We start from the raw sequence: 23498 nt of genomic DNA, 5'->3' as shown, positions 1-23498 counted from the left end.
GCTCAGCCCTGCTGGAAGAGTTCCGCGGGCAGGGGCTTGAGCAGCGCGTAGAGGTCGTCGGTGATCGGGCGGTCCCAGCTGGCGATGGTGACCAGGACGTTGTCGCTGCGGTCGAACTGCACACAGGAGATCCGGCTCTCCGACAGCTTCAGCCGGCGCACGATCAGCAGGTTGTCCCCCTGCATGACGGGGACGTCCTCGGTCTCGACGACCTCGACCGGCTCGTCGTTCTCCAGCGCGGCGAGCAGCTGCGCGACCTCGAAGGGCACCTGCCCCTCGGCCAGCTCACGCGCCGGGGATCCCTCCGGCAGGTTGCCGATGATCATCGCGGGGCCGCGGCCGCCGAACAGGTCGTAGCGGAGGAACACGCCCTGGCAGCTGCCGTCGGGGGCGGGGAGCAGGCCGGCGCCGAGATTGCCGGGCCAGTCGCCCGGGTCCATGGCCAGGACATCGAAGTCCGGGCCCGCGGGTGTGGCGGCGCTGCGGCGACGGAGGAAGGACATGCCGCCATGGTACGTGCCCGCACGCCCGGAACGGCGGCCGCCCCCTCGGCGCAGTCCCCCGTGATCGGTGCCCGCGGGGGCTGTTCGGCCGGTGCGGTTCACCGCATCGGGGGACGCGTCCCGGATGCCCGCCCCGGCTCCGCTCCGGCCTCGCTCCGGCCCCGGTCACGCCCGCCGGCCGGCCCTCGACAGGACGCCGAACCGTGCCGGGCAGGCTCAGGCGGTGGCCTCGGCGAGCCGGCGGAGGACGGCGAGGGCCTCCTCGGCGCGCTCGCGCTCCACGAACAGGTGGTCGTGGTGGTAGCCCGCGACGACGTTGCAGCTCAGACCCGCGTCCGCGAGTGCGCCCGCGACCGCCGCGGTCAGGCCGACGGCATCGAGCGCCGAGTGCACGCGCAGTGTGATCCAGCCCGCCACGTAGTCGTACGGGAGCGAGGCGGCGTCCGCCTCCGCCTCCCGCAGGACGAGGGTGAGTCCCTCGGACTCGGCGACGGTGACGACGGGGTGCAGGCCGGGCGGGACGTCCCGCCCGTCGACCGTGCAGAAGACGTAGCGGCCGGGGTCGAGCTCGGGCCGCATGCCGGACACGAGCCGGGTCAGATCACGTTCTCCACTCATGATCGCCACCTTAGGACGGACCGCCGCGGCGTTCATGGACGACCCGTGTCCGTCCGGGCCCGAGTGCAGCCGGCCTCAGCCGGGCGGAGCGCCCCGGTCCCGCGGGACGAGGTGGGCCCAGGCGGCGCGGAGCCGGTCGAGCAGGACGCGCTGCTCGTCGATCCAGCCGCGGTCCATGTCCAGCGCGAGGGCCAGTCCGGTCGTCTGCTGGTCGTGGACGGTGACCGTGATCCGGTCGTGGTCGTCCTCCCGCAGGTCCAGGCGGATGCCGATCTCGGCGACCCGCGCGGCCTCGCGCCACACGGCGTCGCGCCCGGCGGCGACCTCGTCCAGCACGTGCTCCCAGCCGGCCAGGTCCCACGGTTCCACGTAGGTGGTCCACACCCCGGACACGAAGTCGTTGTGGACCAGGAGCTGTGCCGTCGTGTCCGGGATGCCCGGGGCGTTCGAGTCGTCGAGCTGGACCACGACACCGGCGCCGCCGTACCGGTCGACGATCCTCAGCAGCGCGAACGGTTCCCGCTCCGCCATGCCTCACCCCACCGTTCGCGTCCGTTCGGGCGTCCCGGATTCTAGCGGGAGGGCGGAAGTCGGCCGCCGACGGGGGAACCGGGCCGGCCGCGGGGGCGCTCACGCGTCCTGATCGCGGACGGCCGGACCCCGCCGCCGGCGATCAGGAGTGCAGGGTTCACGGCTGCACCGACCCGCTGCCGCGAACCGGGTGGCACCAGCACCGCGTCGTCACGGTCGTCGAGCGTCGGTCGACGACGGGACCGGCCTGATCCGAAAACAGGCCGCCCTAGGTGAGGTCGAACTGACTCTCCGGACGCGTGGCGTTGCGCATGGCGATGAACCCCTCGACGAAGGCGATCTCCACATCACCCGCCCCCTGACTGCCGGACCGCCAGTCCGCGTTGCTGAGGTCGAGGTCCGGCTTGTTCCAGCCCCCGAGCGGGTGACGGTGCTGCTGGGCGGTGATGCTGTCGGTCACGTGCCTGCTCCTCCCGGTCGTCGTCCGCGCTCAGACTAGCCATCGCGGCCGGTCCCGGACAGGCCGCGTGAGCGGTGCGCTCAGGCCGTGGGCAGCTCGGCGCCGACGAGCCACATGGAGAAGAACTGCGCTCCGCCGCCGTAGGCGTGTCCCAGGGCCCGGCGGGCTCCGGGCACCTGGTGCTCGCCGGCACGGCCCCGTACCTGGAGGGCCGCCTCGGCGAAGCGGATCATGCCGGAGGCGCCGATGGGGTTCGTGGACAGCACTCCTCCCGACGGGTTCACGGGCAGGTCCCCGTCGAGTTCGGTGACGCCCGCCTCGGTGAGCTTCCAGCCCTCCCCCTCGGCGGCGAAGCCGAGGTTCTCCAGCCACATCGGCTCGTACCAGGAGAACGGCACGTACATCTCCACGGCGTCGATGTCGCGGCGGGGGTCGCCGATCCGGGCCTGCCGGTAGACCTCGGCCGCGCAGTCCTTGCCCGCCTGCGGGGAGACGAAGTCCTTGCCCGCGAACATGGTCGGCTCGCTGCGCATCGCGCCGCCGTGGACCCAGGCGGGCGGGTGCGGTGAACGGGCCGCGCCGGCGCGGTCGGTGAGGACCATGGCGCAGGCGCCGTCGGAGGAGGGGCAGGTCTCGGAGTACCGGATGGGATCCCAGAGCATCGGGGACGCCTGGACCTTTTCCAGGGTGATGTCGTGTTCGTGGAGGTGCGCGTACGGGTTCTTCAGCGCGTTGCGGCGGTCCTTGTACGCGACGAGGGAGCCGATCGAGGCGGGCGCGCCGGTGCGGCGGATGTAGGCCCGTACATGCGGGGCGAAGAAGCCGCCCGCGCCGGCCAGCAGCGGCTGCTGGAAGGGCACGGGGAGCGACAGGCCCCACATGGCGTTGGACTCGGACTGCTTCTCGAACGCCACGGTGAGGACGGTGGAGTGGACACGCGCCGCGACGAGGTTGGCCGCCACGAGGGCGGTGGAGCCGCCGACGGAGCCCGCGGTGTGGACGCGGAGCATCGGCTTGCCGACGGCGCCGAGGGCGTCCGCGAGGTACAGCTCGGGCATCATGACGCCCTCGAAGAAGTCGGGCGCCTTGCCGATGACGACGGCGTCGACGTCCGCCCAGGTCAACTCGGCGTCCGCGAGGGCGCGCCCGGCCGCTTCGCGGACGAGCCCGGCGATCGACACGTCGTGGCGGGCGGCGACGTGCCGGGTCTGGCCGATGCCGGTGACGGCCACGGGCTCCTTGCTCACGTGGTGTCTCCTTCCAGGACGGCGACCAGGTTCTGCTGGAGGCAGGGGCCGGAGGTGGCGTGGGCGAGGGCGCGGCCGGAGGCGCCGCGGTGGATGCGGGCGGCGGCCTCGCCGAGGCGGACGAGGCCCGCGGCCATGACGGGGTTGGCGGCGAGCGGGCCGCCCGACGGGTTGACGTCGACGGTGTCGTCGAGGCGCAGCGCCTTGCGCAGGATCACTTCCTGCGAGGTGAAGGGTGCGTGCAACTCCGCGGTGTCGACGCGCCGTTCGAAGGCTCCGGCGCGGCGGGCGGCGAGGCGCGTGGAGGGCGAGTCGGTGAGGTCGCGCACGCCCAGGGCGTGCGGTTCGATGCGGTGGTCGATGCCGCGGATCCAGGCCGGGCGTTCGCACAGGTCGCGCGCCGTGTCGCCGGCGGCGAGGATCACGGCGGCCGCGCCGTCGCCGATGGGCGGGCAGTCGCCGGTGCGCAGCGGGCGCACGACGTACTCGCCGTGCGGGCGGGGACCGGGGAGCTGGGCGTGCGGGTTGTGGGCGGCCGCCGCGGCGCGGTTGCGGTCGGCGACGGCGGCGAGCGCCGCTTCGTCGGTCTCGCCGGCGTCGATCAGGGCCTGTGCCTGGAGAGCGGCGAGGGAGACGGAGTCGGGCCACAGCGGGGCCAGGTAGTAGGGGTCGAGCTGGCGGCTGAGCACGTCCCTGAGCGGGCCGGGCGAGGAGGTGCCGTAGGCGTACACGAGGGCGGTGTCGGCCTCGCCGGTGAGCAGGGTGACCCACGCCTCGTACAGCGCCCAGGCGCCGTCCGTCTCGACGTGCGACTCGGCGATGGGCGGCCAGGCCCCGACGCCGTCCAGGGCCATGGTGAAGGAGAAGGCGCGGCCCGCGAGGTAGTCGGAGGAGCCGGAGCAGGTGAAGCCGATGTCGCCGGTCCTCAGTCCCGTGCGGTTCAGCACGTCGTGGAGGACCGGCAGGAGCATCTCGACCTCGGAGAGGCCGTCGGTGCGTCGCCGGTGGTCGGTCTGGGCGAAGGCGACGATGGCGACCTCACGCGTCACAGCAGCTCCTTGTAGGTGTCGTAGTCGGCGTCGGGCTCGCCGGTGGGCCGGTAGTGGTCGGGGTAGCGGCTGTCGTCGGTCCAGACCGGTTCGACGCGCAGGCCCATGCGGACCTGGTCGTACGGGATGCCCGCGATGCGGCCGTGCAGGGCGAGCCCGGCGCCGTCGAGAGCGATGTGGGCGTAGACGTACGGGACCTCGATGTCGAGGTTCCGCGCCTTGATGTTGACGATGCAGTAGGTGGTGACGGTGCCGCGCGGGCCGACCTCGACCTGCTCGGTGGTGGCGACGCCGCAGGTGGGGCAGGCGCCGCGGGGCGGGACGTAGACCTTGCGGCAGGAGGGGCAGCGTTCGCCGACGGTGCGGCGGTCGGCGAGTGCGCGGAGGTATCCGGTCTGGGCGCGGCCGGGCACGTAGGTGTAGTCGAGGCGGGCGGGGGCGACGATGCCGGTGACGGGGTCGGCGAACCGTCCGTCGTGGCTGCCGGTCCGCGGCGTCGCCGGTTCGCCGTCGTACGGTTCGAAGCAGGCGATGTCGGTGATGGCTCCGGTGCGCCGCCGCGCCCAGCGGACGCGGACCCGCAGGCCGGTGCGTACGGAGTCGGGGCCGCCGGGCGCGTCGAGGGCGTGCAGGAGTGCGCTGTCGGCGCCGTCGAGCCGGACGAGGACCCAGGCGAAGGGCCGGCCGAGGGGCTGGCCGCGGCGGGGGGCCGGGTTCCAGGCCCAGGTGGTGACGGTGCCGGTGGTGCCGACCTCGACGAGGTCGCGGATCTCGTCGGCGGTGACGGGGTCGTACTCGACGGGCGGGACGAGGACCGTGCCGGCGGCTGTGCGCACGCCGAGGACGGTGCGCTCGCGCAGCCCGGTGAGGAAGGCGGACTGGACGGGGCCGAGGGACCGGGTGAACGGGAACTCCACGACCAGGGGCGCGCTGAGCGGCTGCGGCGCGGGGGTGGTTGCCATGGACGGACTCCGATCTCCGCGCCGGGGATACGGTCGCCCGGAGGGACGCGGTGGCTCCGGGGCACGCGGGGTGAGGCCGCTGCCGGTGCGCCGGCGGCTCGGGGCTCGTGGGCGTGCGGAGGGGCGGGTCAGGCGCGGCGGTAGACGGGGGCGCGCTTCTCGGTGAAGGCGCGGGCGCCCTCCTTGGCATCGGCGGTGTCGAAGACGGGCCGGCCGCGTTCGAGTTCCGCGGCGAGGCCCTCCGTTTCGGACAGCCCGGCCGTCTCGTACACCGATGCCTTGACCGCCTCCACGGCGAGCGGGCCGCAGGCGTTGATCCGCTCGGCGATGGAGAGTGCCGTGTCGAGCGCGGTGCCGTCCGGGACGACGTGGCCGATCAGCCCGATGCGGGCGGCCTCCTCGGCACCGTACGGGCGGCCGGTGAGCAGCATCTCCAGGGCGTGGGTGTGCGGGATCTGGCGTGGGAGGCGGACCGTGGAACCGCCGATCGGGAAGAGGCCCCGGCGGACCTCGAAGAGCCCGAAGGTGGCGGACTCGGCGGCGACCCGGATGTCGGTGCCCTGGAGAATCTCCGTACCGCCGGCCACGCACGGGCCTTCCACGGCGGCGATCACCGGCTTGCGGGGCCGGTGGTGACGCAGCATGGCCTTCCAGTGGAGGTCGGGGTCGGCGGCCATGCGGTCCCGGTAGCCCTGGCCCTCCATCCCTCCGCCGGCCAGCGCCTTGAGGTCCATGCCCGCGCAGAAGCAGCCGCCCGCGCCGGTGAGCACCACGGAGCGGATGTCGTCGTCCTCGTCCGCCTCCGTCCAGCCGTCGTGGAGCCCGACGAGCATCGGCAGGGTGAGCGCGTTCTTCGCCTCGGGCCGGTTCAGGGTGAGTACGAGTGTGGCGCCCGCCCGCCGCACGGTGAGGTGTTCCGTGGCCATGACCGTCCTCCCGTCTCAGACCTAGAACAGGTTGCAGGAGGCGCGAACGCAGTTCAATAGTTTTCTGACACCTAGTCAGATTCTTCCGCCGGTCGTCTTCCCCCTTGTGCGCCCCGGCGCTCTAATGACCGCCGTGCCGGTGCGGGCGGCCGGCGTGGGAGGAGGAGCGGTGGAGTACAACCTTGCCGACCTGTTCGAGTCGGTCGTGGACGTGGTCCCGGACCGCGAGGCGCTGGTGTACCTCGACCATCCCGGGACGGGGGCCGAGCGGAGGCTGACGTACGCTCAGCTCGACGCCGCGGCCAACCGGATCGCGCACCACCTGCTGGACGCGGGGCTGCGGCGCGGCGAACACGTGGGGCTGCACCTCTACAACGGCGTCGAGTACCTCCAGACCGTGCTGGGCTGTCTGAAGGCCCGGCTCGTCCCGGTGAACGTCAACTACCGGTACGTCGAGGAGGAGCTGGTCTACCTCTACCGGGACGCGGATCTGGCGGGGCTGGTCTTCGACGCGGAGTTCACGCGGCGGGTCGCGGCCGCGGCGCCCTCGGCGGAGCGGCTGCGGCACCTGGTGAGAGTGGGGACCCCGCCCGGGGGCGCACCGGAGCCCGCGTGCGTTCCGTTCGCGCAGGCGGAGGCGGCCGGCTCACCGGAGCGGGGCTTCGCGGCGCGTTCGGGGGACGACCTGTTCATCATCTACACCGGCGGCACCACCGGCATGCCGAAGGGCGTGATGTGGCGGCAGGAGGACCTGTTCTTCTCCGGGCTCGGCGGCGGGGCACCGACCGGTGAGCCGGTCGGGCGGCCGGAGGAGCTGGCCGAGCGGGTCGCGGCGAGCGGTGCCGGGATCACCTTCTTCCCCACTCCCCCGCTGATGCACGGCACGTCCACGCTCACCGCGTTCATCGGCTTCGGCTTCGGCCAGCGGGTGGTGCTGCACCGCAGGTTCGTGCCCGAGGAGGTCCTGCGGACCATCGAGCGGGAGAGGGTCACCACCGTGTCGCTGGTGGGCGACGCGATGCTGCGGCCGCTGATCGACGCCCTCCGCGGGCCGCTCCAGGGCATCGACCTGTCGTCCCTGTTCAGCGTGTCGTCGTCGGGCGCGATCATGTCGGAGACGGTGCGCGAGCAGTTCCTGGCGCTGGTGCCGCACGTGATGCTGCTGAACAACTTCGGCTCGTCGGAGTCGGGCTTCAACGGCACGGCGACGGACGACGCGGGCGCGCGCAGGGGCTTCCGGCTCCGGGTCAACAGCCGTACCCAGGTCGTCGATCCGGAGACGCGCCTCCCGGTGAAGCCGGGCGAGCCGGGCCGGATCGCGCAGCGCGGCCACGTCCCGGTCGGCTACTACAACGACCCGGCCAGGACGGCCGAGACCTTCTTCCGGCGCGGCGGCGAGCGGTGGGTCCTGCTCGGCGACATGGCGACCGTGGACGAGGAGGGCGTCGTCACCGTCCTCGGACGCGGTTCGCAGTGCATCAACACCGGGGGCGAGAAGGTCTATCCGGAGGAGGTCGAGCAGGCGCTGAAGTCCCACCCGGACGTGTACGACGCGCTCGTCGCCGGCGTCCCGGACCCGCGGTGGGGCAACCACGTGGCCGCGGTGGTGGAGCTGCGCCCGGACGCGGCCGCACGGCCCACGCTCGACGACATCCAGCGCCACTGCCGCACCCGGTTGGCCGGGTACAAGCTGCCCCGGCAGCTCGTGCTCACCGACCGGATCCAGCGCTCGCCGAGCGGCAAGGCGGACTACCGGTGGGCGCGTGCGGTGGCGACGGCGGACGCGCGGGCGGCCGGCGAGGATCAGTCGAGCGCGTAGACCCGGCCCGTACCGGCGCCCTCGACGAACCGGACGCGCCCGGCGAGCGGTCAGACAGCCGGACACCGCGGGCGCCGAGGGACCGCGTCGACGCGGGAGCGGGTGAGGAGCCGCGGCGGCCGCGGGCGGCTGAGGGACCGCGGCGGACGGGGATGCGGCGGACGGGGGTCCGGCCTCTTGCCATCCGGCGCCCGGGTTGGATTACTGATCCCCGACAGTGATCGACCGAATGATCGGTCGATCGCCCGGGACGTCCGACGGGAGTACGGCGCATGACGGACCTGCTCGACACCGGTGGGGGCTCCCCCGCCGGAACCTGGGAAGGGCTCGGCCGCGCCGGGCTGGAGGCGCTGCAGCTGGAGCGGTTGCGGGCCACGCTGCACCACGCGTACGAGAACGTGGACTTCTACCGGCGCGCGTTCGACGCGGCGGGGGTCCGGCCGGAGGAGTGCCGGAGCCTCGCCGATCTGGCGCGGTTCCCCTTCACCACGAAGGCGGACCTGCGGGAGACGTACCCCTTCGGGATGTTCGCCGTGGACCGGTCGCGGGTGCGGCGGATCCATGCGTCCAGCGGGACGACCGGCCGGCCGACCGTCGTCGGCTACACCGATCGGGACCTCGACACCTGGGCGGACGTGGTGGCGCGTTCCCTCCGGGCGGCGGGCGGGCGACCGGGCCAGATGGTGCACGTGGCATACGGGTACGGGCTGTTCACCGGCGGGCTCGGGGCGCACTGCGGCGCCGAGCGGCTGGGCTGCACGGTGGTGCCCGCCTCCGGCGGCATGACCTCCCGCCAGGTGCAGCTCATCCGGGACTTCCGGCCCGAGATCATCATGGTGACGCCGTCGTACATGCTGACGCTGCTGGACGAGTTCGAGCGGCAGGGTGTCGATCCGCGCTCCACCTCGCTGCAGGTGGGCATCTTCGGGGCCGAGCCGTGGACGGAGGAGATGCGGCGCGAGATCGAGGAGCGGTGCGCCATCGACGCGGTCGACATATACGGGCTGTCGGAGGTGATCGGACCGGGTGTCGCGCAGGAGTGCGTGGCGACCAAGGACGGGCTGCACATCTGGGAGGACCACTTCTATCCCGAGGTGGTGGACCCCTTCACGGGTGAGGTGCTGCCGGACGGCGAGCGGGGCGAGCTCGTGTTCACCTCCCTCACCAAGGAGGCGATGCCCGTCATCCGCTACCGCACGCGGGACCTCACCCGGCTGCTGCCCGGGACGGCCTGGGAGTTCCGGCGGATGGAGAAGGTCACGGGCCGCAGCGACGACATGGTGATCCTGCGGGGTGTGAACCTGTTCCCCACCCAGATCGAGGAGATCGTGCTGCGTACGCCGGGACTCGCCCCGCACTTCCAGCTCAGGCTCACCAGGGAGGGGCGACTGGACGCGCTGACCGTCCGCGCCGAGGCCCGGCCCGACGCGTCGCCGGAGGTGCGGCGGGACGCGGCGCGCGCGGTGGCGGCGGCCGTGAAGGACGGGATCGGGGTGTCGGTGGCGGTGGACGTGGTCGACCCCGGGACGCTGGAGCGGTCCGTGGGGAAGATCAAGCGGATCGTCGATCTGCGCGCGGGGTGACGGCGGGCTCCTGTTCCCTGCCCGGTGGAGCCGGGAGTGAGACCTTCTCCCGGTGGCGGCCCCGGCCACCGGGTCGGGGCGTCACTCCGCGGCGGGGCCGCGTCGGCGGAAGCGGTGCCACCAGTGGTGGCGCCGGGGGTGGACGTAGCGCCCGAGGCGACGGCCGAGGAGGAGGTAACCGAGCAGGGCGCCGGTGCAGTTGAGGAGGACGTCGTCGATGTCGAAGGCACGTCCGGTCACCAGCGCGCCCTGTGTCAGCTCGACCAGCACCATCACCACGGCGGTGAGCACGACCACCCGTACGAGGCCCCTGGCCCGGGGGAACACCACGGGCAGCAGCAGGCCGAACGGCACGCCGAGGACGATGTTGCCACCGAGCTGCTTGACCGTGTCGCGGAACGCGGGCTGCGCCAGATAGTCGCGGATGGAGTCGCCGGGCCGCAGGTTGCTGTGGGTGAGGGGCTCGGAGGCCACCGACGGCTCCAGCGTGAGCCGTGCGAGCAGCACCGCGAACGCCACCATCCCGGCGAACGCCAGCACCACCGCCACCGCCCGCGCCGCGGGCGACCACCGCGGCGACCCCTCCTCGGCGCGGGTCTCCGCGCCCTTCTCGGTCGTGCCGTAACGGATCGTGCGCCGCATCCCCACTCCCGTGGCGGTCGATTGTCGCGTACGACCCCGGTTACCCGCGGTCCGCGTCCGCATGCGACCGGTACCGGCCAGGCCGACGGATGCCGAACGGGATGTTGACAGCCCCGGCCCGGCAGTGGGTGCATGTCCAACGAGCTTTCACCTCGGCCCTGTTGGGAGGCACGTTGCTCCTCCGCACCCGGCCTCTCCACCCCCGGCCCCTTCGAACTCGCCCGGGACACCTGGTTCCCGCCGTCCTCGCGACGCTCGCGACGGTGGCCGGCGCGGCCCCGCTGTCCGCGCCGGTCGCCCCGTCCGCGCCGGTCGAGCGCCACCATCCGTCGGGCGGCGGTCCGTCGGCCGTCATCCGCTACACCGGCCACGGCATCCCGCACATCGTGGCCCGGTCCCCCGCTCCGGCGGTCCCGAGCCGTCGTGCGAAGGAGCTCATGCGCGGCTGGGCGGCCGGGTACAACGCCTGGCTGAAACAGAACCGCGTCACCGACCCGGCCTGTGCGGGCGCCGACTGGGTCCGCCCGGTCACAGCCCTGGACGTCGCCCGGCGCGCCTTCGCGCTGGCGGTGCTGGGTGGGCAGGGGCGGGCAGGGGCGGCCGTCGACGGCATCACGGCCGCGCGGCCGCCGGGCGGGACACCCGTGGCGCCGGCCGATCCCGCCCGTACGGCCGCGGCGGCACGGACCCTGTTCGACGCCCGGAACGCCGACATGGGCTCCAACGCGGTCGCCTTCAGCGGCGCGACGACGGCCGGCGGCCGCGGGGGTGCGCCGGACGGGCCGGTTGATGGGGACGGAGGGGCGGGGTGCACCGGGCGGGCCGGTGACTCGGGGTCAGAGGGGGCGCCGGTGGCCCCGCCAGTACGGGTCGCGCAGGCGGCGCTTGTAGAGCTTGCCGTTGGGGTCCCGGGGCATCGAGGCGATGAAGTCGAGGCTCTTCGGGCGCTTGTAGCCCGCGAGGCGTTCGGCGCAGTGGGCGAGGATGCCGGAGGCCAGGGCGGCGTCGGGGGCGTGTCCTTCGGCGGGTTCGACGACCGCCTTGACCTCCTCGCCCCAGTCGGGGTGCGGGATGCCGAAAACGGCGGCGTCGGCGACGGCCGGGTGGGTGAGCAGGGCGGCTTCGATCTCGGCGGGGTAGATGTTGACCCCGCCGGAGATGATCATGTCTATCCGGCGGTCACGGAGGAAGAGGTAGCCGTCCTCGTCGAGGTGGCCGAGGTCGCCGACGGTGAAGAAGTCGCCGATGCGGTTCCTGCGGGTCTTGGCCTCGTCCTTGTGGTAGCTGAAGCCACCGGTGGTCATCCTCATGTAGACGGTGCCGAGCTCGCCGGGCGGGAGCGGACGGCCGTCGTCGTCGAGGACGGCGAGCTCGCTGATCGGCCAGGCCCTGCCGACCGTGCCGGGCTTCTTGAGCCAGTCCTCGGCCGTGGCGAACGCACCGCCGCCCTCGCTGGCCGCGTAGTACTCCTCCACGCACGTCCCCCACCACTCGATCATGGCCCGCTTGACGTGATCGGGGCAGGGGGCCGCGCCGTGGATGGCGTGGCGCACGGAGGAGACGTCGTAACGCGCCCTGACCTCCTCCGGGAGGGCGAGGAGGCGGTGGAACTGGGTGGGGACCATGTGGGTGTGGGTGCACGCGTGGGTGTCGATGAGGCGGAGCATCTCCTCGGGTGCCCACGTGTCCATCACGACGAGGGGATGCCCGATGTGCAGGGCGGCGCCCGCGAACTGGAGCACCGCCGTGTGGTAGAGCGGTGAGCAGACCAGGTGGACGTTGCCGTCGAACGGCTTGATGCCGAAGATGCCGAGGAAACCGCCGAGGTGAGCCTCCTCCGGGGGCTTGCCGGGCAGCGGGCGGCGGATGCCGCGCGGGCGTCCCGTGGTGCCGGAGGTGTAGTTCATCACCCACCCGAGGGTGCGGCCGCCGGGCGGTGCGTCCCGCAGCCCGTCGGTGAGTGCGTGGTACGGGCGGAAGGAGGCGACCGGGCCGCCGACGGCGTAGCGGTGGGCCGCGGGGAGCCCCGCCTCCTCGGCGGCGGCCCGGGCGGCGTCGCCGTACCGCTCGTGGGCGATGAGCACCTTGGCACCGGAGTCGGCGACGATCCACGCGATCTCCGGTCCGACGAGGTGGTGGTTGACCGGGACCAGGTAGAAGCCGGCCTGGGAGGCCGCGAGGTACGCGGTGAGGAACTCGGCGCCGTTGGGGAGGACGACGGCGAAGGCGTCGCCCGTCTCCATGCCCGCCGCGCGCAGGCCGTGGACCAGCCGGTTGGCGGCGGCGTGCAGCCGCCCGGCGGACCACCGCTGCCCGTCGGGCGCGAACAGGATCGTGCGGTCGGGGTCGGCGGCGGCCTGGGCCCAGAAGCCGTTGGGCGGGGCCTTCCGAGGGGTGGTCATGTCCGGCTCCTCTGCGCGATGCGGTTGATCCGGCCGACGGCTCGTTCGAAGCCGCGGGTCAGATCGTCGAAGACCTCCTGGACGCTGCGTTCGCTGGTCATCCGGCCGACGATCTGGCCCACCGGGGTGCCGAGCAGCGGTTCGACCTCGTACTTCTGGATGCGTGAGACCGCCTCGGCGACGAGGAGGCCCTGCAGGGGCATGGGCAGGGCGCCGGGGCCGCCGGGGGCGTCCCAGGCATCGGTCCACGCGGTGCGCAACTGGCGTGCGGGTTTGCCGGTCAGGGCACGGGAGCGGACCGTGTCACCGGAGCCGGCGGCGAGCAGCTTGGCGGTGAGCGCCGGTGAGTGCAGGTCGGCCTCGGTGGTGGTGAGCCAGATCGAGCCGAGCCAGACGCCCTGGGCGCCGAGGGCGAGCCCGGCGGCGATCTGGGCGCCGCTGCCGATCCCGCCGGCAGCGAGGACCGGCAGGGGGCCGACGGCGTCGACGACCTCCGGGACGAGGACCATGGTGGCGATCTCGCCGGTGTGGCCGCCGGCCTCGTACCCCTGGGCGACGACGACGTCGATGCCCGCGTCGGCGTGGCGGCGGGCGTGGTCCGCGCTGCCCGCGAGGGCGGCGACGAGGATGCCGTGGTCGTGGGCGCGGCGGACGACGTCGGGGGGCGGTGGACCGAGGGCGTTGGCCAGGAGCCTGACGGGATAGTCGAAGGCGACGTCCAGCTGGCTGCGGGCGACCTGCTCCATCCAGCCGGTGATGCGCCAGCCGGACGCCTCCCCGTCGGCGAGTTCGGGAACCCCGTGCCGGGCGAGCGTGTCCCGGACGAAACGCCGGTGGCCCTCCGGGATCATCGCCTCGACGTCGGCCTCCGTGAGCGTGCCGTGGCCGGGGCCTTCCGCCGTCCTGGCGGGCATGACGACGTCGAGGCCGTACGGCAGGCCGCCGGTGTGGTCCTGCATCCAGTCGAGGTCGCGGGCGAGGTCACCGGGGTCGGTGTAGCGGACGGCACCGAGGACTCCGAAGCCGCCCGCCCGGGTGATGGCGGCGGCCACCGCGGGAAAGGGGGTGAAGCCGAAGATGGCGTGCTCGGCGCCCAGTTCCTTGCTCAGCTCCGTCTCCATGGCGGCAGGATGCCGCAGCGGGGCGGGGACGGGAAGAGAGTTTCTGATGCATCGTCAGTTTTCTGCTCGCACCGGGTCCGCCCGCCCGTGTTCCACGGCATCCGGGCGAGGACGGCGACGCCGTCTTGACGCCGTGGCAGCCCGGTAAGAAAGTTTCACGTGTTGCGGGCGCGCCCGAAGCTTCCTTTCAGGGAGGGTGAGGATGACGGAGGGGATGAGCCGGCGCCGGTTCGGCGGCGGAGTCCTGGCCCTGGGAGGTGCGCTGGTGATCGGTTCGATTCCGGGGGCCGCTGCGGCGGATGCCGGCGGGGCGGGGTCCGCCCGGGGCGGAGACGGTTCCGCGAGGGGCGACGGGCCCGGCGCGCGGGGCGGCCGGCCGACGCTGCGGCTGGGCTCGGCGGAACGCGCCGGATTGCTGCCCGCGTACCTGGACCGGCTGGTGGCCGACGCCGAGCGGTTCCTCGACCCCTCCCCCAAGCACCCGTGGTACGCGGGCGCGGTGGTGCTCGCCGGACGCGGCGGCACGGTGGCGCTGCACCGGGCGATCGGGCACGCGGTGCGCTACGCGGCGTACGACGAGAAGACCGACACGGGCGTGGAGCTGCCGGCGGAGCGCCGGATCGCGATGACGGAGGACACGGTCTTCGACCTGGCGTCGGTGTCGAAGCTCTTCACGGCCGTGCTGGCGGTGCAGCAGATCGAGCGGGGTGCGCTGGAGCTGGAGGCGAAGGTCACCGCGTACCTGCCGGACTTCGGGGGCGGGGGCAAGCAGGACATCACGGTGCGTCAGCTGCTCACGCACACCTCCGGTCTGCGCGCCTGGATCCCGCTGTACCGGGAGCCGACACGGGAGGGAAAGCTGCGGCTGTTGTGGGGCGAGGTGCCGGCGAACCCGCCCGGGAGCACCTATCTGTACTCCGACCTCAATCTCATCACGCTGCAACTGATCCTGGAGGAGATCACCGATCGCGGTCTGGATGCGCTGCTCCGGAACGAGATCACTGCTCCGCTCGGGATGCACCGCACTCGCTTCAATCCGCCGCTCGCCTGGAAGTCACTGATCGCCGCGACCGAGGACGCCCGGGCGCCCTGGTCCGGGCTGGACCGCGGCCTGGTGTGGGGCGAGGTGCACGACGAGAACGCGTACAGCCTCGGCGGGGTCGCCGGGCACGCCGGTGTCTTCTCCTGCGCCTGGGACCTGGCCGTCCTCGCCCGTACGCTGCTGAACGGCGGCGTCTACGGCCGCGCCCGCATCCTGGAACCGAAGTCCGTGGAGCTGCTGTTCACGGACTTCAACACCGCGTTCCCGGGCGACGAGCACGGCCTCGGCTTCGAGCTGTACCAGCACTGGTACATGGGCGCGATGGCGACGCCGTACACCGCGGGCCACACCGGCTTCACCGGCACGAGCCTCGTCATCGACCCCACCACCGACTCCTTCCTCGTGCTCCTCGGCAACTCCGTCCATCCCGCCCGCAGTTGGCGGTCCGGCTCGGCACCGCGGGTGGCCGCCGCCAACCAGCTGGCACGCGCCGTCCCGGTCCGCCCGGTGCGCGGCCGCACCGCCTGGTACGCGGGCATGGCCTCAAGCGCGTCGGCGAAGCTCACCCTGCCCGACCTGGGCCCGGTCACGGACGGCGCGCGGCTGCGCTGCGCACTGTGGTGGGACACCGAGCCGGGCACCGACGCCCTGTTCCTGGAGGCGTCCGGGGACGCGGGGGCGACCTGGCGGCCGGTGCCGTTCACGACCGTGCACCCCGGGAGCGGCGAGGAGCCCGTCCGGCACCCGGGCGGCGCGGTGACGGGCTGGTCGGGCCGGGTCTGGCACCGGCTGGACGCGGACCTGTCGCCCTGGCAGGGCTCCGCCCTGCGGCTGCGCTGGCGGTACGCGACCGACCGTCTGTACGTAGGGCGCGGAGTGTACGTCGACGCGCTGCGGGTGCACGACGGCCACCGGCTGCTCTTCGACGACGCACGCCCGTCGGACGCGGCGCGGCTCGTGCCGGACGGCTGGACCGCCTCGGCGGACTGACGACGGGACGGCACCGGGAAGGATCCGCCCGGAGTGCGGAAAGAGTCGCCCGTTAGGGTGAACGACCATGATCGCAGAGCCGTTTGGACACTACCTGTCCCGCTTGGGCATCGCCGATCCCGGCGAGCCCTCCGCCGAAGCGCTGTCCGCGCTGCAGCGGGCCCACCTCGAACGGATCCCCTACGAGAACATCGGCGTCCAGCTGGGCCGGCCGCCGGGCATCGAACCGGAACTCTCCGCACGCCGGTTCGCCGCCGGGGAGGGCGGCTACTGCTTCCACCTGAACGGTGGCTTCGCCGCGCTGCTGGAGGCCCTGGGGTACGACGTGACGCTGCACGTCGGCGGGGTCCACCAGGTTCCGGAGGGCCGGGGCGCCAACGGCAACCACCTGGCGCTGACCGTGCGCGTCGGCGGTGAGGGCTGGTTCGTGGACGCGGGGCTCGGCGACGGGCCGCACGAGCCGCTGCCGCTGCGGGCGGGGACGTACCGGCAGGGCCCCTTCACGTACCGGATGGAGCCCTCCGCCACCGAGCCCGGTGGCTGGAGGTTCCACAACGACCCGGGCAGTTCCTTCCCCGTCATGGAGTTCGCCGGGCGGCCCGCCACGATGGCCGACTTCGCCGAGGAGCACGTGCGGCTGTCCACGGCGTCCGACTCCCCGTTCATGACGACGTTCGCGGCCCTGCGCCGGGACGCCGGGGGCGTGGACCTGCTGCGCGGCCGGATGCTCCAGCGCATCGACGCGGCGGGGCGCACCGAGCGGGTGCTGGACTCGGCGGACGAGTGGTACGCCGTCCTGGCCAACCGCTTCGGCCGCAACCTGGACGGGCTGGACGGGACGGACCGGGCCGCGCTGTGGGAGCGGGTGACGCGCGCGCACGAGACGTGGCTGGCGTCGGCCGGTGAGGCGGCGGCAGCAGGGTGAGCCCGTGGCCCGGATGCGCGTCGCGCGCCCTGCGGCGAGACTGAATGGCGGGGGACACCCGACCAGGAGGATGAACCCAATGTCCATGATGGACAAGCTCAAGCACATGCTGAAGGGCCACGGGGAGCAGACCGGCCGGGCCGTCGACAAGGCGGGTGACGCCGCCGACGACAGGACCCAGCGCAAGTACACCCGCCAGGTCGACACGGCGCAGGAGAAGCTGAAGGACCAGTACGGCCGCGACCCGGGCCAGGAACCGCCACGGACCTGAGCCACCGTTTCGGACACCCGCTTGCCCCACCCGCGCCCGGGCGACCCGCCCGGGCGCGGGCGCGCGACCGTCCGGGACGACGCGGTGCGGGCACGGGCGCGTGACCGTTCGGGACGACGCGGTGCGGGCGCGGGGGCGCGGGCCGGGGTGCATCGCGGTTCCCGGCCCGGGGGCGCGGGCGCGTGACCGTCCGAGGGGGCGACGGGTGCGGTGGACGGCCGGTGCGGTACGGGGCCGTGGCGCCGCGCCACCCGGCCGCGCGACTCGGGGTGCGGGGTGCCGACGGCTGATCCACAGTCGAGTCGAGTCCCCGATTCGCCCCAACTCGAAGGAGACACCCATGCTGCGGCGCATCTCAGTGGTCCTGGTCGGTCTGCTCGCCCTCGGCTTCCTCGCCACCTCGCCCGCGGCGGCCGGTGGCAACGACGTCGAGGTCGGCTGGCTGCACGGCTCGCACGCCTCGACCAGCAACGTCGACGCCCACGACTTCCAGGCGGGCTTCATCGACATCCACTGACGGCGGCCTTCCACCGGTGGACGGGCGCCGCGGGTGCGGCGCCCGTCCACGGGTGCGTACGCGGCCGGCCGGCGCGGTGTGCCCGTGCGCCAGGAGCGGCCCGCCAGCCGCGGGTCAGCGGCCCAGTACCGCCATCGCCGCGTTGTGACCGGGGATGCCGCTGACCCCGCCGCCGCGGACCGCCCCCGCCCCGCACAGCAGCACGTTGGGGTGGGCCGTCTCCACCCCCCACCGGCCGGTGCGTTCCGTGGCGTACGGGAACGCCAGGTCGCGATGGAAGATGTGGCCGCCCGGCAGCCTCAGGTCGCGCTCCAGATCGAGCGGGGTCTTCGCCTCGATGCAGGGACGGCCGTCCGCGTCGACGGCCAGGCAGTCGGTGATCGGTTCCTCCAGGTGCTGGTCGAGTTCCGCGAGGGTGGACTTCAGCAGGGCGGCGCGGGTGGCGTCATGGTCGTCGGCGAACAGCCGCGCCGGGGTGTGCAGGCCGAACAGCGTCATCGTGTGGCAGCCGCGCGCGGCGAGGTCCGGTCCGAGGATCGACGGGTCGGTCAGGGAGTGGCAGTAGATCTCGGAGGGCGGGGCGCTGGGCAGCCGCCCGCCGGCCGCCTCCGCGTACGCCGCGGCGAGCTGTCCGTACCCCTCCGAGATGTGGAACGTGCCCGCGAAGGCGTCCCGCGGGTCGACGGAGCGGTCCCGCAGCCGGGGCAGCCGGGTGAGCAGCATGTTGACCTTGAGCTGGGCTCCCTCGGCGGGCTGTGCCGCGGGTTCGCCGAGCAGGGCCGCCAGCTGCTGCGGCGGGGCGCCGACCAGGACGTGCCGGGCGGCGACGGTGCCCTCGTGATCCGCCGTGCGGAAGGTGACCTCCGCGGTGCGCCCGTCGGTTTCGAGGCGGGTGGCCTCGTGGCCGGTGGCGATCTCCGCGCCCGCCGAGCGTGCGGCGTCCGCGAGCGCGTCGGTGAGCGCGCCCATGCCGCCGACCGGCACGTTCCAGTCGCCGGTGCCGCCGCCGATGACGTGGTAGAGGAAGCACCGGTTCTGGAGGAGCGTGGGGTCGTGGGCGTCGGCGAAGGTGCCGATCAGGGCGTCGGTCAGCACCACGCCGCGGACGAGGTCGTCCCGGAAGGTCTCCTCGATCGCGACGCCGACGGGCTCCTCGAAGAGCATCCGCCACGCCTCCGCGTCCCCGATGCGGTCGCGCAGGGCGCCCCGGTCGGGCAGCGGCTCGGTGAGGGTGGGGAAGACGCGCTCGGCGACGTGTCGCGTCATCGCGTAGAACCGCTCCCAGGCCGCGTACTCGGCGTCCGATCCGGTGAGCGCGGCGAACGACTCCCGGGTGCGGCCGGCACCGACCAGCAGGCCGGTGGGACGACCCCCGCGGAGGGCCGGGGTGTACGAGGAGACGGTGCGTGTGCGGACGGCGAACCGCAGCCCCAGCTCGCGGACGATCTTCGGCGGCAGCAGGGACACCAGGTAGGAGTAGCGCGACAGCCGGGCGTCGACCCCGGCGAAGGGGCGGGTGGAGACGGCCGCGCCCCCGGTCACGGGGAGCCGCTCCAGGACGAGGACGGTCCGTCCGGCGCGGGCGAGGTAGGCGGCGGCGACCAGTCCGTTGTGGCCGCCGCCGACGATGACGGCGTCGTACGAGCGCGATACGGTCATGGCCCTTCGTAGCACGGCCCGGAAAGGCGGGGCCACCTCCCTGCGCCGGGCGCACCGGCAGGGTCTCCCCTTCCCCCGTGCCTCCTTCCCCGCGCCTCCCCCACCGCGTCTCCTCCCCCGTCCCCCTTCCCCGCGTGCCCTTCCCCGGCGCCCGGCGCGCCGTGCCTACGGGTGGCGTTCCTGCTGCTGGGCGGCGACCCGCCGGTACAGTTCCACGGCCTCGGTGTGGCGGCCGAGCTGTTCCAGGCAGTGCGCCTCGTCGTTGCGGCTGGCCAGGGCATCGGGGTGGTCGGCGCCGAGCACCCGCTCACGGGCCGACGCGACCCGCTGGTAGACGGCGAGGGCTTCCTGCCAGCGGCCCAGCCACCCCAGGGCCACGGCGACCTCGCGGCAACTGACCAGGGTGTCGGGGTGATCGTCGCCCAGCACCCGCTCCCGGACGGCACCGACGGCACGGGCCTCGGCGAGGGCCTCCTCCCAGCGGCCGAGCCGCCCGAGGTTGACGCCGAGACCGTGCCGGGCGCGCAAGGTCTCCGGGTCGTCGGGGCCCAGCACGCGGGTGCGGGCGTCCACCAGGTCCCGGTACAGCTCCAGCGCCTCGAGGCTGCGGCCGAGGCGCCCGAGGCCGATGCCGACCTCGTAGCGGGCGGCGAGCGTCTCGGGGTGGTCGGGGCCGAACACCTGGGCGCGCGCCGCGGCGACCTCCTGGTAGGTGCTCAGGGCCTCGGACCACCGCCCCAGCTGGCCGAGCGTGTACGCCACCTCGTACCGGGTGACCAGCGTGTCCGGGTGGTCGGGGCCGAGCAGCCGGGAGCGCGCCGCGGCGACCTCGGTGGCCAGGCGGTAGGACTCCTCCAGCCGCCCCAGCCTGCCGAGGTTGAACGCCAGGTTGTGGCGGCAGCGCAGGGTGTCGGGATGGTCGGGGCCCATGGTGCGCTCCCGGGCCGCCAGCACCCGGGCGTACACCTGGTGCGCCTCGAAGTGGCGTCCCAGCCGGCCCAGCACGTACGCCATCTCCTGGTGGGCCGCGAGCGTGTCGGGGTGGTCGGCGCCCAGGGCGCGGGCGCGGGCCTCGGCGACCCCGCCGAACTCGCGCAGCGCCTCCGCGGCATGGCCGGTCCGGCTCAGGGCGAAGCCCACTTCGTACCGGCTGGCGAGCGTGTCGGGGTGGTCGGGGCCGAGGAGGCGTTCACGCTCGGCGGCGACCGCCCGGTGCACCTCGCCCGCCTCGTCCCAGCGGCCGAGCCGGGCGAGGCTCAGGCCCGCGTCGTACCGGCCGGCGAGGACGGCGAGGCGCTCGGGCGGCGGCGTGGGGCGGTCGGGCGAACGCCGGGCGCGGCCGGTCCGGACGGGACCGGGATGTCGCCGCGCGGGCCGGGTACGAGGGTGCTGCCGGGGACGGCGGGGTCGGAAGCGAGAGGGCCGGGGGCGACGGGGCCCGGGGCGAGAGGACCGGGGGCGAGGGGGCCGGCGGGGGTGGTCCATCCGCCGGTGAGGCCCGCGGCCGGGTCGGGCGGAGTGGTCCGCAGCGTGCTGGTGCCGACGGCCTTGTGGCCGGTGGTCATGCCGCGCGTCCACGACGGCAGGCGCGGGGATCGCGGAGCCGGCGTGTACGCCACGGCGGCGGACGGTGCCGCGGGCGTCGGGAGGGTGGGCACGGCGCGGGCCCCGGTGATGCGGCGGCGCAGGTCGGCCGCGTCGTCCGGGCGCTCCTCCGGGGTCTTGGCGAGCAGTTCGAGGACGAGCCGTTCGAAGAACTCCGGCAGTTCGGGCCGGTGGGTGCGGGGCGGCTCGGGCGGGGTGTCGCGGTGGCCGACCAGTATCGCCCACGCGTCGTCCAGGTCGAACGGCGGGGAGCCGGTGGCGATCTCGTAGAGGACGCAGCCCAGGGAGTACAGGTCGCTGCGGTGGTCGACGTTCCCGCCGCTGATCTGCTCCGGAGACATGTAGTGGGGCGTGCCCATGGCGATGCCGGTGCCGGTGAGGCGGGAGGTGAAGCCGATGTCGGCGCCGAGGCGGGCGATGCCGAAGTCGCAGATCTTCACCGAACCGTCGGCGAGGCGCACGATGTTGGCCGGCTTGAGATCCCGGTGCACGACGCCCTGCCGGTGGGTGTAGTCGAGGGCGTCGGCGACCTGTTCGGCGATGTCGACGACGTCGTGCACGGGCAGCGGGTGATGCCGGTTGTCCTCCAGGAGCTGGCTGAGGTTGCGGCCGTCGAGCAACTCCATGACGAGGTAGAGCACCCCGTCCCAGTCGCCGAAGTCGTGGACGACGGTGACGCCTCGGTGCTGGAGCGCGGCCGCGACGCGCGCCTCGCGGCGGAAGCGCTCGCGCAGCACGCGGAGGAAGTTCTCGTCGCGCTGCGGTCCGAGCGGCTTGAGGCACTTGACGGCGACGCGCCGGCCGAGCGACTCGTCGGTGGCGCGCCACACCTCGCCCATGCCGCCGCGCCCGATCACCTCGTGCAGCCGGTAGCGACCGTGGATCAGCCTGGTGTCCCCCATCGCGTGCCATCGCCCCCGTCGATTCGCCCGTCGCCCCCGCTACGCCCTCCCCGGCCCGTCCAGTATGGCGGCCTGTCTGCGGAGTTTGTACGGGGCCGGGCGGGTGTCGCGCCCGAGTCTGTCCATGGCTTTGAGGATGTGCTGTGGCGGGAGTTGCCAACGGATACGGGAGGGAATGCAGCGCAGCAGGTTGCCGGTCGCGGTCAACCGGTGGGTGACGGTGCCGGGGTCCGGCGCGGTCCCCCCGTACAGCGCGTGGGCCCACGGCGGCAGGGAGTCGTGGGCGAGCGAGGCGACGGACCGCCACAGCGTGGCCCGCAGCGGCAGGAGTGGGGCGGGGACGGGCGGACGGCGCAGGAACGCCTGCACGGTGCGGGCGTCGTCGCCCGCGGCGAGCCGGGGGCGGATCCCCTCGAAGTAGGCGGCCAGTTCGGCGTCGGAGCCGGGCACCCCGGCCGGGTCGAGGCCCACGAGGCGGGCGGCTTCGCGCTGTTCACCGACGTACTGGTCGGCCTGGGCGTCGCTGACGGGCAGGCCCGAGCGGCGGGCGACGCGGAGGTACGAGTCGATCTCGGCGCAGTGCACCCACAGCAGCAGCCCGGGGTCGTCGACGCCGAGCAGCCGGTGGATCCTGCGGACCCGGGCGCCTGCCTCCTCGGCGGCGTCGGTGGTCCCGTAGGTGATCGTGCCGACGAAGCCGGCGGTACGCATCAGGCGTCCCCAGGCGTCGGTCATGAACGTGCTGTTGATCATGACGCCGCGCACGGCGCGGGGGTGGAGCGCCTGGAGGTACAGTGCGCGGACGCCGGCGATCCACATCATCGGGTCGCTGTGCAGCTGCCAGGTCACGGAACGGGGCCCGAAGAGGCCGGGATCCGCACCGCGCTCTTGCCGGTTGCCCGGGGCGTGGGCCCCTGAGCTGTCGTACCCGGTGCTGTCGTTCATGCTGCTCCCGTCCGTGGTGTCGAGCGGGGGACGGTGCCCTCGCTGCTTCCAGGAGGTTCCGGAGGGCTCTGGAGGGTTCCAGGAGGTTCCGCGCGCCCGTGACGGCGACGTGTGCCCGGCCGGCTCACGGCGCCGGTCCGCCGGTTCGGGCTCCGCGCAACCAGCCGTCGAGAAGGGCGAAGTCCGCGCCGGTCAGCCCGGTACGGGGATCCACGCGGTGGAGCAGGGCCCGTTCGCCGTGACGAGCGGCCACCCATGCCCGGTCCCTGTCGGTGATCTCGTCATCGACCCAGGCGAAGGCCCGGCCGCCCGCCCGGTCGAGGAGCGGACGCGTCTTCCAGTGCAGGCCCGCCCGTACGTCCCGTTCCTCCTGCTCGGACGGTTCCGGCCAGTCCACGACGGGCAGTTCCGGCAGCCCGAGCAGCGGCGCGATGCACGCGTTGGCATCGTCCATCCATGTGGTGGCCCAGACGAGGTCGCACGGAAGGGCCGCCAGGCCGGTGCCGTGTGCCGGGTCGATCCGGGCCAGCAGCGGGTTCGAGCCAACGGCCGGTGACGGCTCCCACCGCAGTGCGGCCACAGGCTCGTCGGAGTACCGCCCCGGGCCGCCGAACGGGATGAGAGGCCCGTCGACGTCGAGAAACAGGAGAGGGCGTGCGGAGATACCCATCACTTCGCACAGTATCCGCTCAGCCGGAACGACGACAGCGGCTGGCGCTCCCCGCACGCTCCCGAGCCGGTGTTTCCGTGCGCGGGCACGGGGTCTCCGTGTGCGGGCA

20 protein-coding genes and 4 pseudogenes are annotated in these 23498 nt (G+C 73.8%); 7 read left to right on the top strand and 17 right to left on the bottom strand.

What is annotated here, in order from left to right; genetic code table 11:
• Nucleotides 1-2 precede the first annotated feature (2 nt).
• The 8 genes and pseudogenes from IH00_RS0131745 to IH00_RS0131710 form a co-directional block, all read right to left on the bottom strand.
• Nucleotides 3-503: a hypothetical protein gene (locus IH00_RS0131745; RefSeq protein WP_031079537.1), complete on the bottom strand. Its 501-nt coding sequence runs from the start codon at nucleotides 501-503 to the stop codon at nucleotides 3-5.
• A gap of 216 nt (nucleotides 504-719) precedes the next feature.
• Nucleotides 720-1121 carry an ACT domain-containing protein gene (locus tag IH00_RS0131740; RefSeq protein ID WP_031079536.1) on the bottom strand — a complete coding sequence of 134 codons (402 nt, stop codon included), beginning with the start codon at nucleotides 1119-1121 and terminating at the stop codon, nucleotides 720-722.
• A gap of 75 nt (nucleotides 1122-1196) precedes the next feature.
• Nucleotides 1197-1652 carry a DUF5959 family protein gene (locus IH00_RS0131735; RefSeq protein WP_031079535.1) on the bottom strand — a complete coding sequence of 152 codons (456 nt, stop codon included), beginning with the start codon at nucleotides 1650-1652 and terminating at the stop codon, nucleotides 1197-1199.
• Between the two features lie 286 nt (nucleotides 1653-1938).
• A pseudogene (locus tag IH00_RS37950) lies at nucleotides 1939-2112 on the bottom strand (DUF397 domain-containing protein); the annotation flags it as partial.
• Nucleotides 2113-2192: 80 nt separating this feature from the next.
• Nucleotides 2193-3359, bottom strand: coding sequence for a thiolase domain-containing protein (locus tag IH00_RS0131725; RefSeq protein ID WP_031079534.1), 1167 nt, complete (start codon nucleotides 3357-3359; stop codon nucleotides 2193-2195).
• Entirely contained in the window at nucleotides 3356-4408 is a 1053-nt protein-coding gene (locus IH00_RS0131720) for a thiolase domain-containing protein (RefSeq protein WP_031079533.1), read from the bottom strand. Before IH00_RS0131720 ends, IH00_RS0131725 begins: the two co-directional genes overlap by 4 nt.
• The gene (locus IH00_RS0131715; protein ID WP_031079532.1) at nucleotides 4405-5370 is read right to left on the bottom strand and encodes a Zn-ribbon domain-containing OB-fold protein; all 966 of its coding nucleotides are present in this window, start codon (nucleotides 5368-5370) and stop codon (nucleotides 4405-4407) included. The genes IH00_RS0131720 and IH00_RS0131715 overlap by 4 nt, the downstream gene beginning before the upstream one ends.
• 128 nt (nucleotides 5371-5498) lie before the next feature.
• Nucleotides 5499-6296, bottom strand: coding sequence for a crotonase/enoyl-CoA hydratase family protein (locus tag IH00_RS0131710; RefSeq protein WP_031079531.1), 798 nt, complete (start codon nucleotides 6294-6296; stop codon nucleotides 5499-5501).
• Nucleotides 6297-6465: 169 nt separating this feature from the next.
• Here IH00_RS0131710 and IH00_RS0131705 point away from each other — a divergent pair, with 169 nt between their 5' ends.
• Both IH00_RS0131705 and paaK read left to right on the top strand, forming a co-directional pair.
• Nucleotides 6466-8115 carry an acyl-CoA synthetase gene (locus tag IH00_RS0131705; protein ID WP_031079530.1) on the top strand — a complete coding sequence of 550 codons (1650 nt, stop codon included), beginning with the start codon at nucleotides 6466-6468 and terminating at the stop codon, nucleotides 8113-8115.
• A 272-nt stretch (nucleotides 8116-8387) separates the two neighbouring features.
• A complete protein-coding gene (gene paaK, locus IH00_RS0131700; RefSeq protein ID WP_031079529.1) occupies nucleotides 8388-9698 on the top strand; it encodes a phenylacetate--CoA ligase PaaK in 1311 nt (436 codons plus the stop codon).
• Between the two features lie 81 nt (nucleotides 9699-9779).
• Here the strand turns inward: paaK and IH00_RS0131695 are convergent, their stop codons facing one another.
• Nucleotides 9780-10340 (bottom strand): VanZ family protein, encoded by a 561-nt coding sequence (locus IH00_RS0131695; RefSeq protein ID WP_199819848.1) that lies wholly within the window; start codon nucleotides 10338-10340, stop codon nucleotides 9780-9782.
• A gap of 230 nt (nucleotides 10341-10570) precedes the next feature.
• On the opposite strand from IH00_RS0131695, the pseudogene IH00_RS40845 reads away from it, so the two are divergent.
• A pseudogene (locus tag IH00_RS40845) lies at nucleotides 10571-11134 on the top strand (penicillin acylase family protein); the annotation flags it as partial.
• Between the two features lie 42 nt (nucleotides 11135-11176).
• Here IH00_RS40845 and IH00_RS0131685 read toward each other — a convergent pair.
• Complete coding sequence (locus IH00_RS0131685) at nucleotides 11177-12742, bottom strand: acyl-CoA synthetase (RefSeq protein WP_031079526.1); 1566 nt, start codon at nucleotides 12740-12742, stop codon at nucleotides 11177-11179.
• The gene (locus tag IH00_RS0131680; protein WP_031079525.1) at nucleotides 12739-13863 is read right to left on the bottom strand and encodes an NAD(P)H-dependent flavin oxidoreductase; all 1125 of its coding nucleotides are present in this window, start codon (nucleotides 13861-13863) and stop codon (nucleotides 12739-12741) included. Before IH00_RS0131680 ends, IH00_RS0131685 begins: the two co-directional genes overlap by 4 nt.
• 202 nt (nucleotides 13864-14065) lie before the next feature.
• Between IH00_RS0131680 and IH00_RS0131675 the strand changes: the two genes are divergently transcribed.
• From IH00_RS0131675 to IH00_RS43005, 4 genes are all read left to right on the top strand, one after another.
• The gene (locus IH00_RS0131675) at nucleotides 14066-15895 is read left to right on the top strand and encodes a serine hydrolase domain-containing protein (protein WP_031079524.1); all 1830 of its coding nucleotides are present in this window, start codon (nucleotides 14066-14068) and stop codon (nucleotides 15893-15895) included.
• A 67-nt stretch (nucleotides 15896-15962) separates the two neighbouring features.
• Nucleotides 15963-16820, top strand: coding sequence for an arylamine N-acetyltransferase family protein (locus IH00_RS0131670; RefSeq protein WP_031079523.1), 858 nt, complete (start codon nucleotides 15963-15965; stop codon nucleotides 16818-16820).
• A gap of 79 nt (nucleotides 16821-16899) precedes the next feature.
• Nucleotides 16900-17091 carry an antitoxin gene (locus IH00_RS0131665; protein ID WP_031079522.1) on the top strand — a complete coding sequence of 64 codons (192 nt, stop codon included), beginning with the start codon at nucleotides 16900-16902 and terminating at the stop codon, nucleotides 17089-17091.
• 340 nt (nucleotides 17092-17431) lie between these two features.
• The gene (locus IH00_RS43005) at nucleotides 17432-17608 is read left to right on the top strand and encodes a hypothetical protein (RefSeq protein ID WP_158828036.1); all 177 of its coding nucleotides are present in this window, start codon (nucleotides 17432-17434) and stop codon (nucleotides 17606-17608) included.
• Nucleotides 17609-17722: 114 nt separating this feature from the next.
• On the opposite strand, the gene IH00_RS0131655 is transcribed toward IH00_RS43005, so the two are convergent.
• The 6 genes and pseudogenes from IH00_RS0131655 to IH00_RS0131640 form a co-directional block, all read right to left on the bottom strand.
• Entirely contained in the window at nucleotides 17723-19267 is a 1545-nt protein-coding gene (locus tag IH00_RS0131655) for a phytoene desaturase family protein (RefSeq protein WP_031079521.1), read from the bottom strand.
• Nucleotides 19268-19432: 165 nt separating this feature from the next.
• Nucleotides 19433-20485 (bottom strand): tetratricopeptide repeat protein, encoded by a 1053-nt coding sequence (locus IH00_RS45555; protein ID WP_420710956.1) that lies wholly within the window; start codon nucleotides 20483-20485, stop codon nucleotides 19433-19435.
• Nucleotides 20477-20752 (bottom strand): annotated as a pseudogene (locus IH00_RS45550) (serine/threonine protein kinase); the annotation flags it as partial. The pseudogene IH00_RS45550 and the gene IH00_RS45555, both read right to left, overlap by 9 nt.
• Before the next feature lie 275 nt (nucleotides 20753-21027).
• Nucleotides 21028-21711, bottom strand: a pseudogene (locus tag IH00_RS45545) (serine/threonine-protein kinase); the annotation flags it as partial.
• Nucleotides 21712-21813: 102 nt separating this feature from the next.
• Nucleotides 21814-22719 carry an oxygenase MpaB family protein gene (locus IH00_RS0131645; protein ID WP_052411782.1) on the bottom strand — a complete coding sequence of 302 codons (906 nt, stop codon included), beginning with the start codon at nucleotides 22717-22719 and terminating at the stop codon, nucleotides 21814-21816.
• Nucleotides 22720-22843: 124 nt separating this feature from the next.
• Nucleotides 22844-23389, bottom strand: coding sequence for an HAD domain-containing protein (locus IH00_RS0131640; RefSeq protein ID WP_031079519.1), 546 nt, complete (start codon nucleotides 23387-23389; stop codon nucleotides 22844-22846).
• Between the last annotated feature and the right edge of the window lie 109 nt (nucleotides 23390-23498).

The organism is Streptomyces sp. NRRL S-118 (genome assembly GCF_000716335.1).
Lineage (GTDB): Bacteria > Actinomycetota > Actinomycetes > Streptomycetales > Streptomycetaceae > Streptomyces.
The sequence above is the reverse complement of the archived record's forward strand: the minus strand, read 5'-3'. Positions and strand labels throughout refer to the sequence as shown.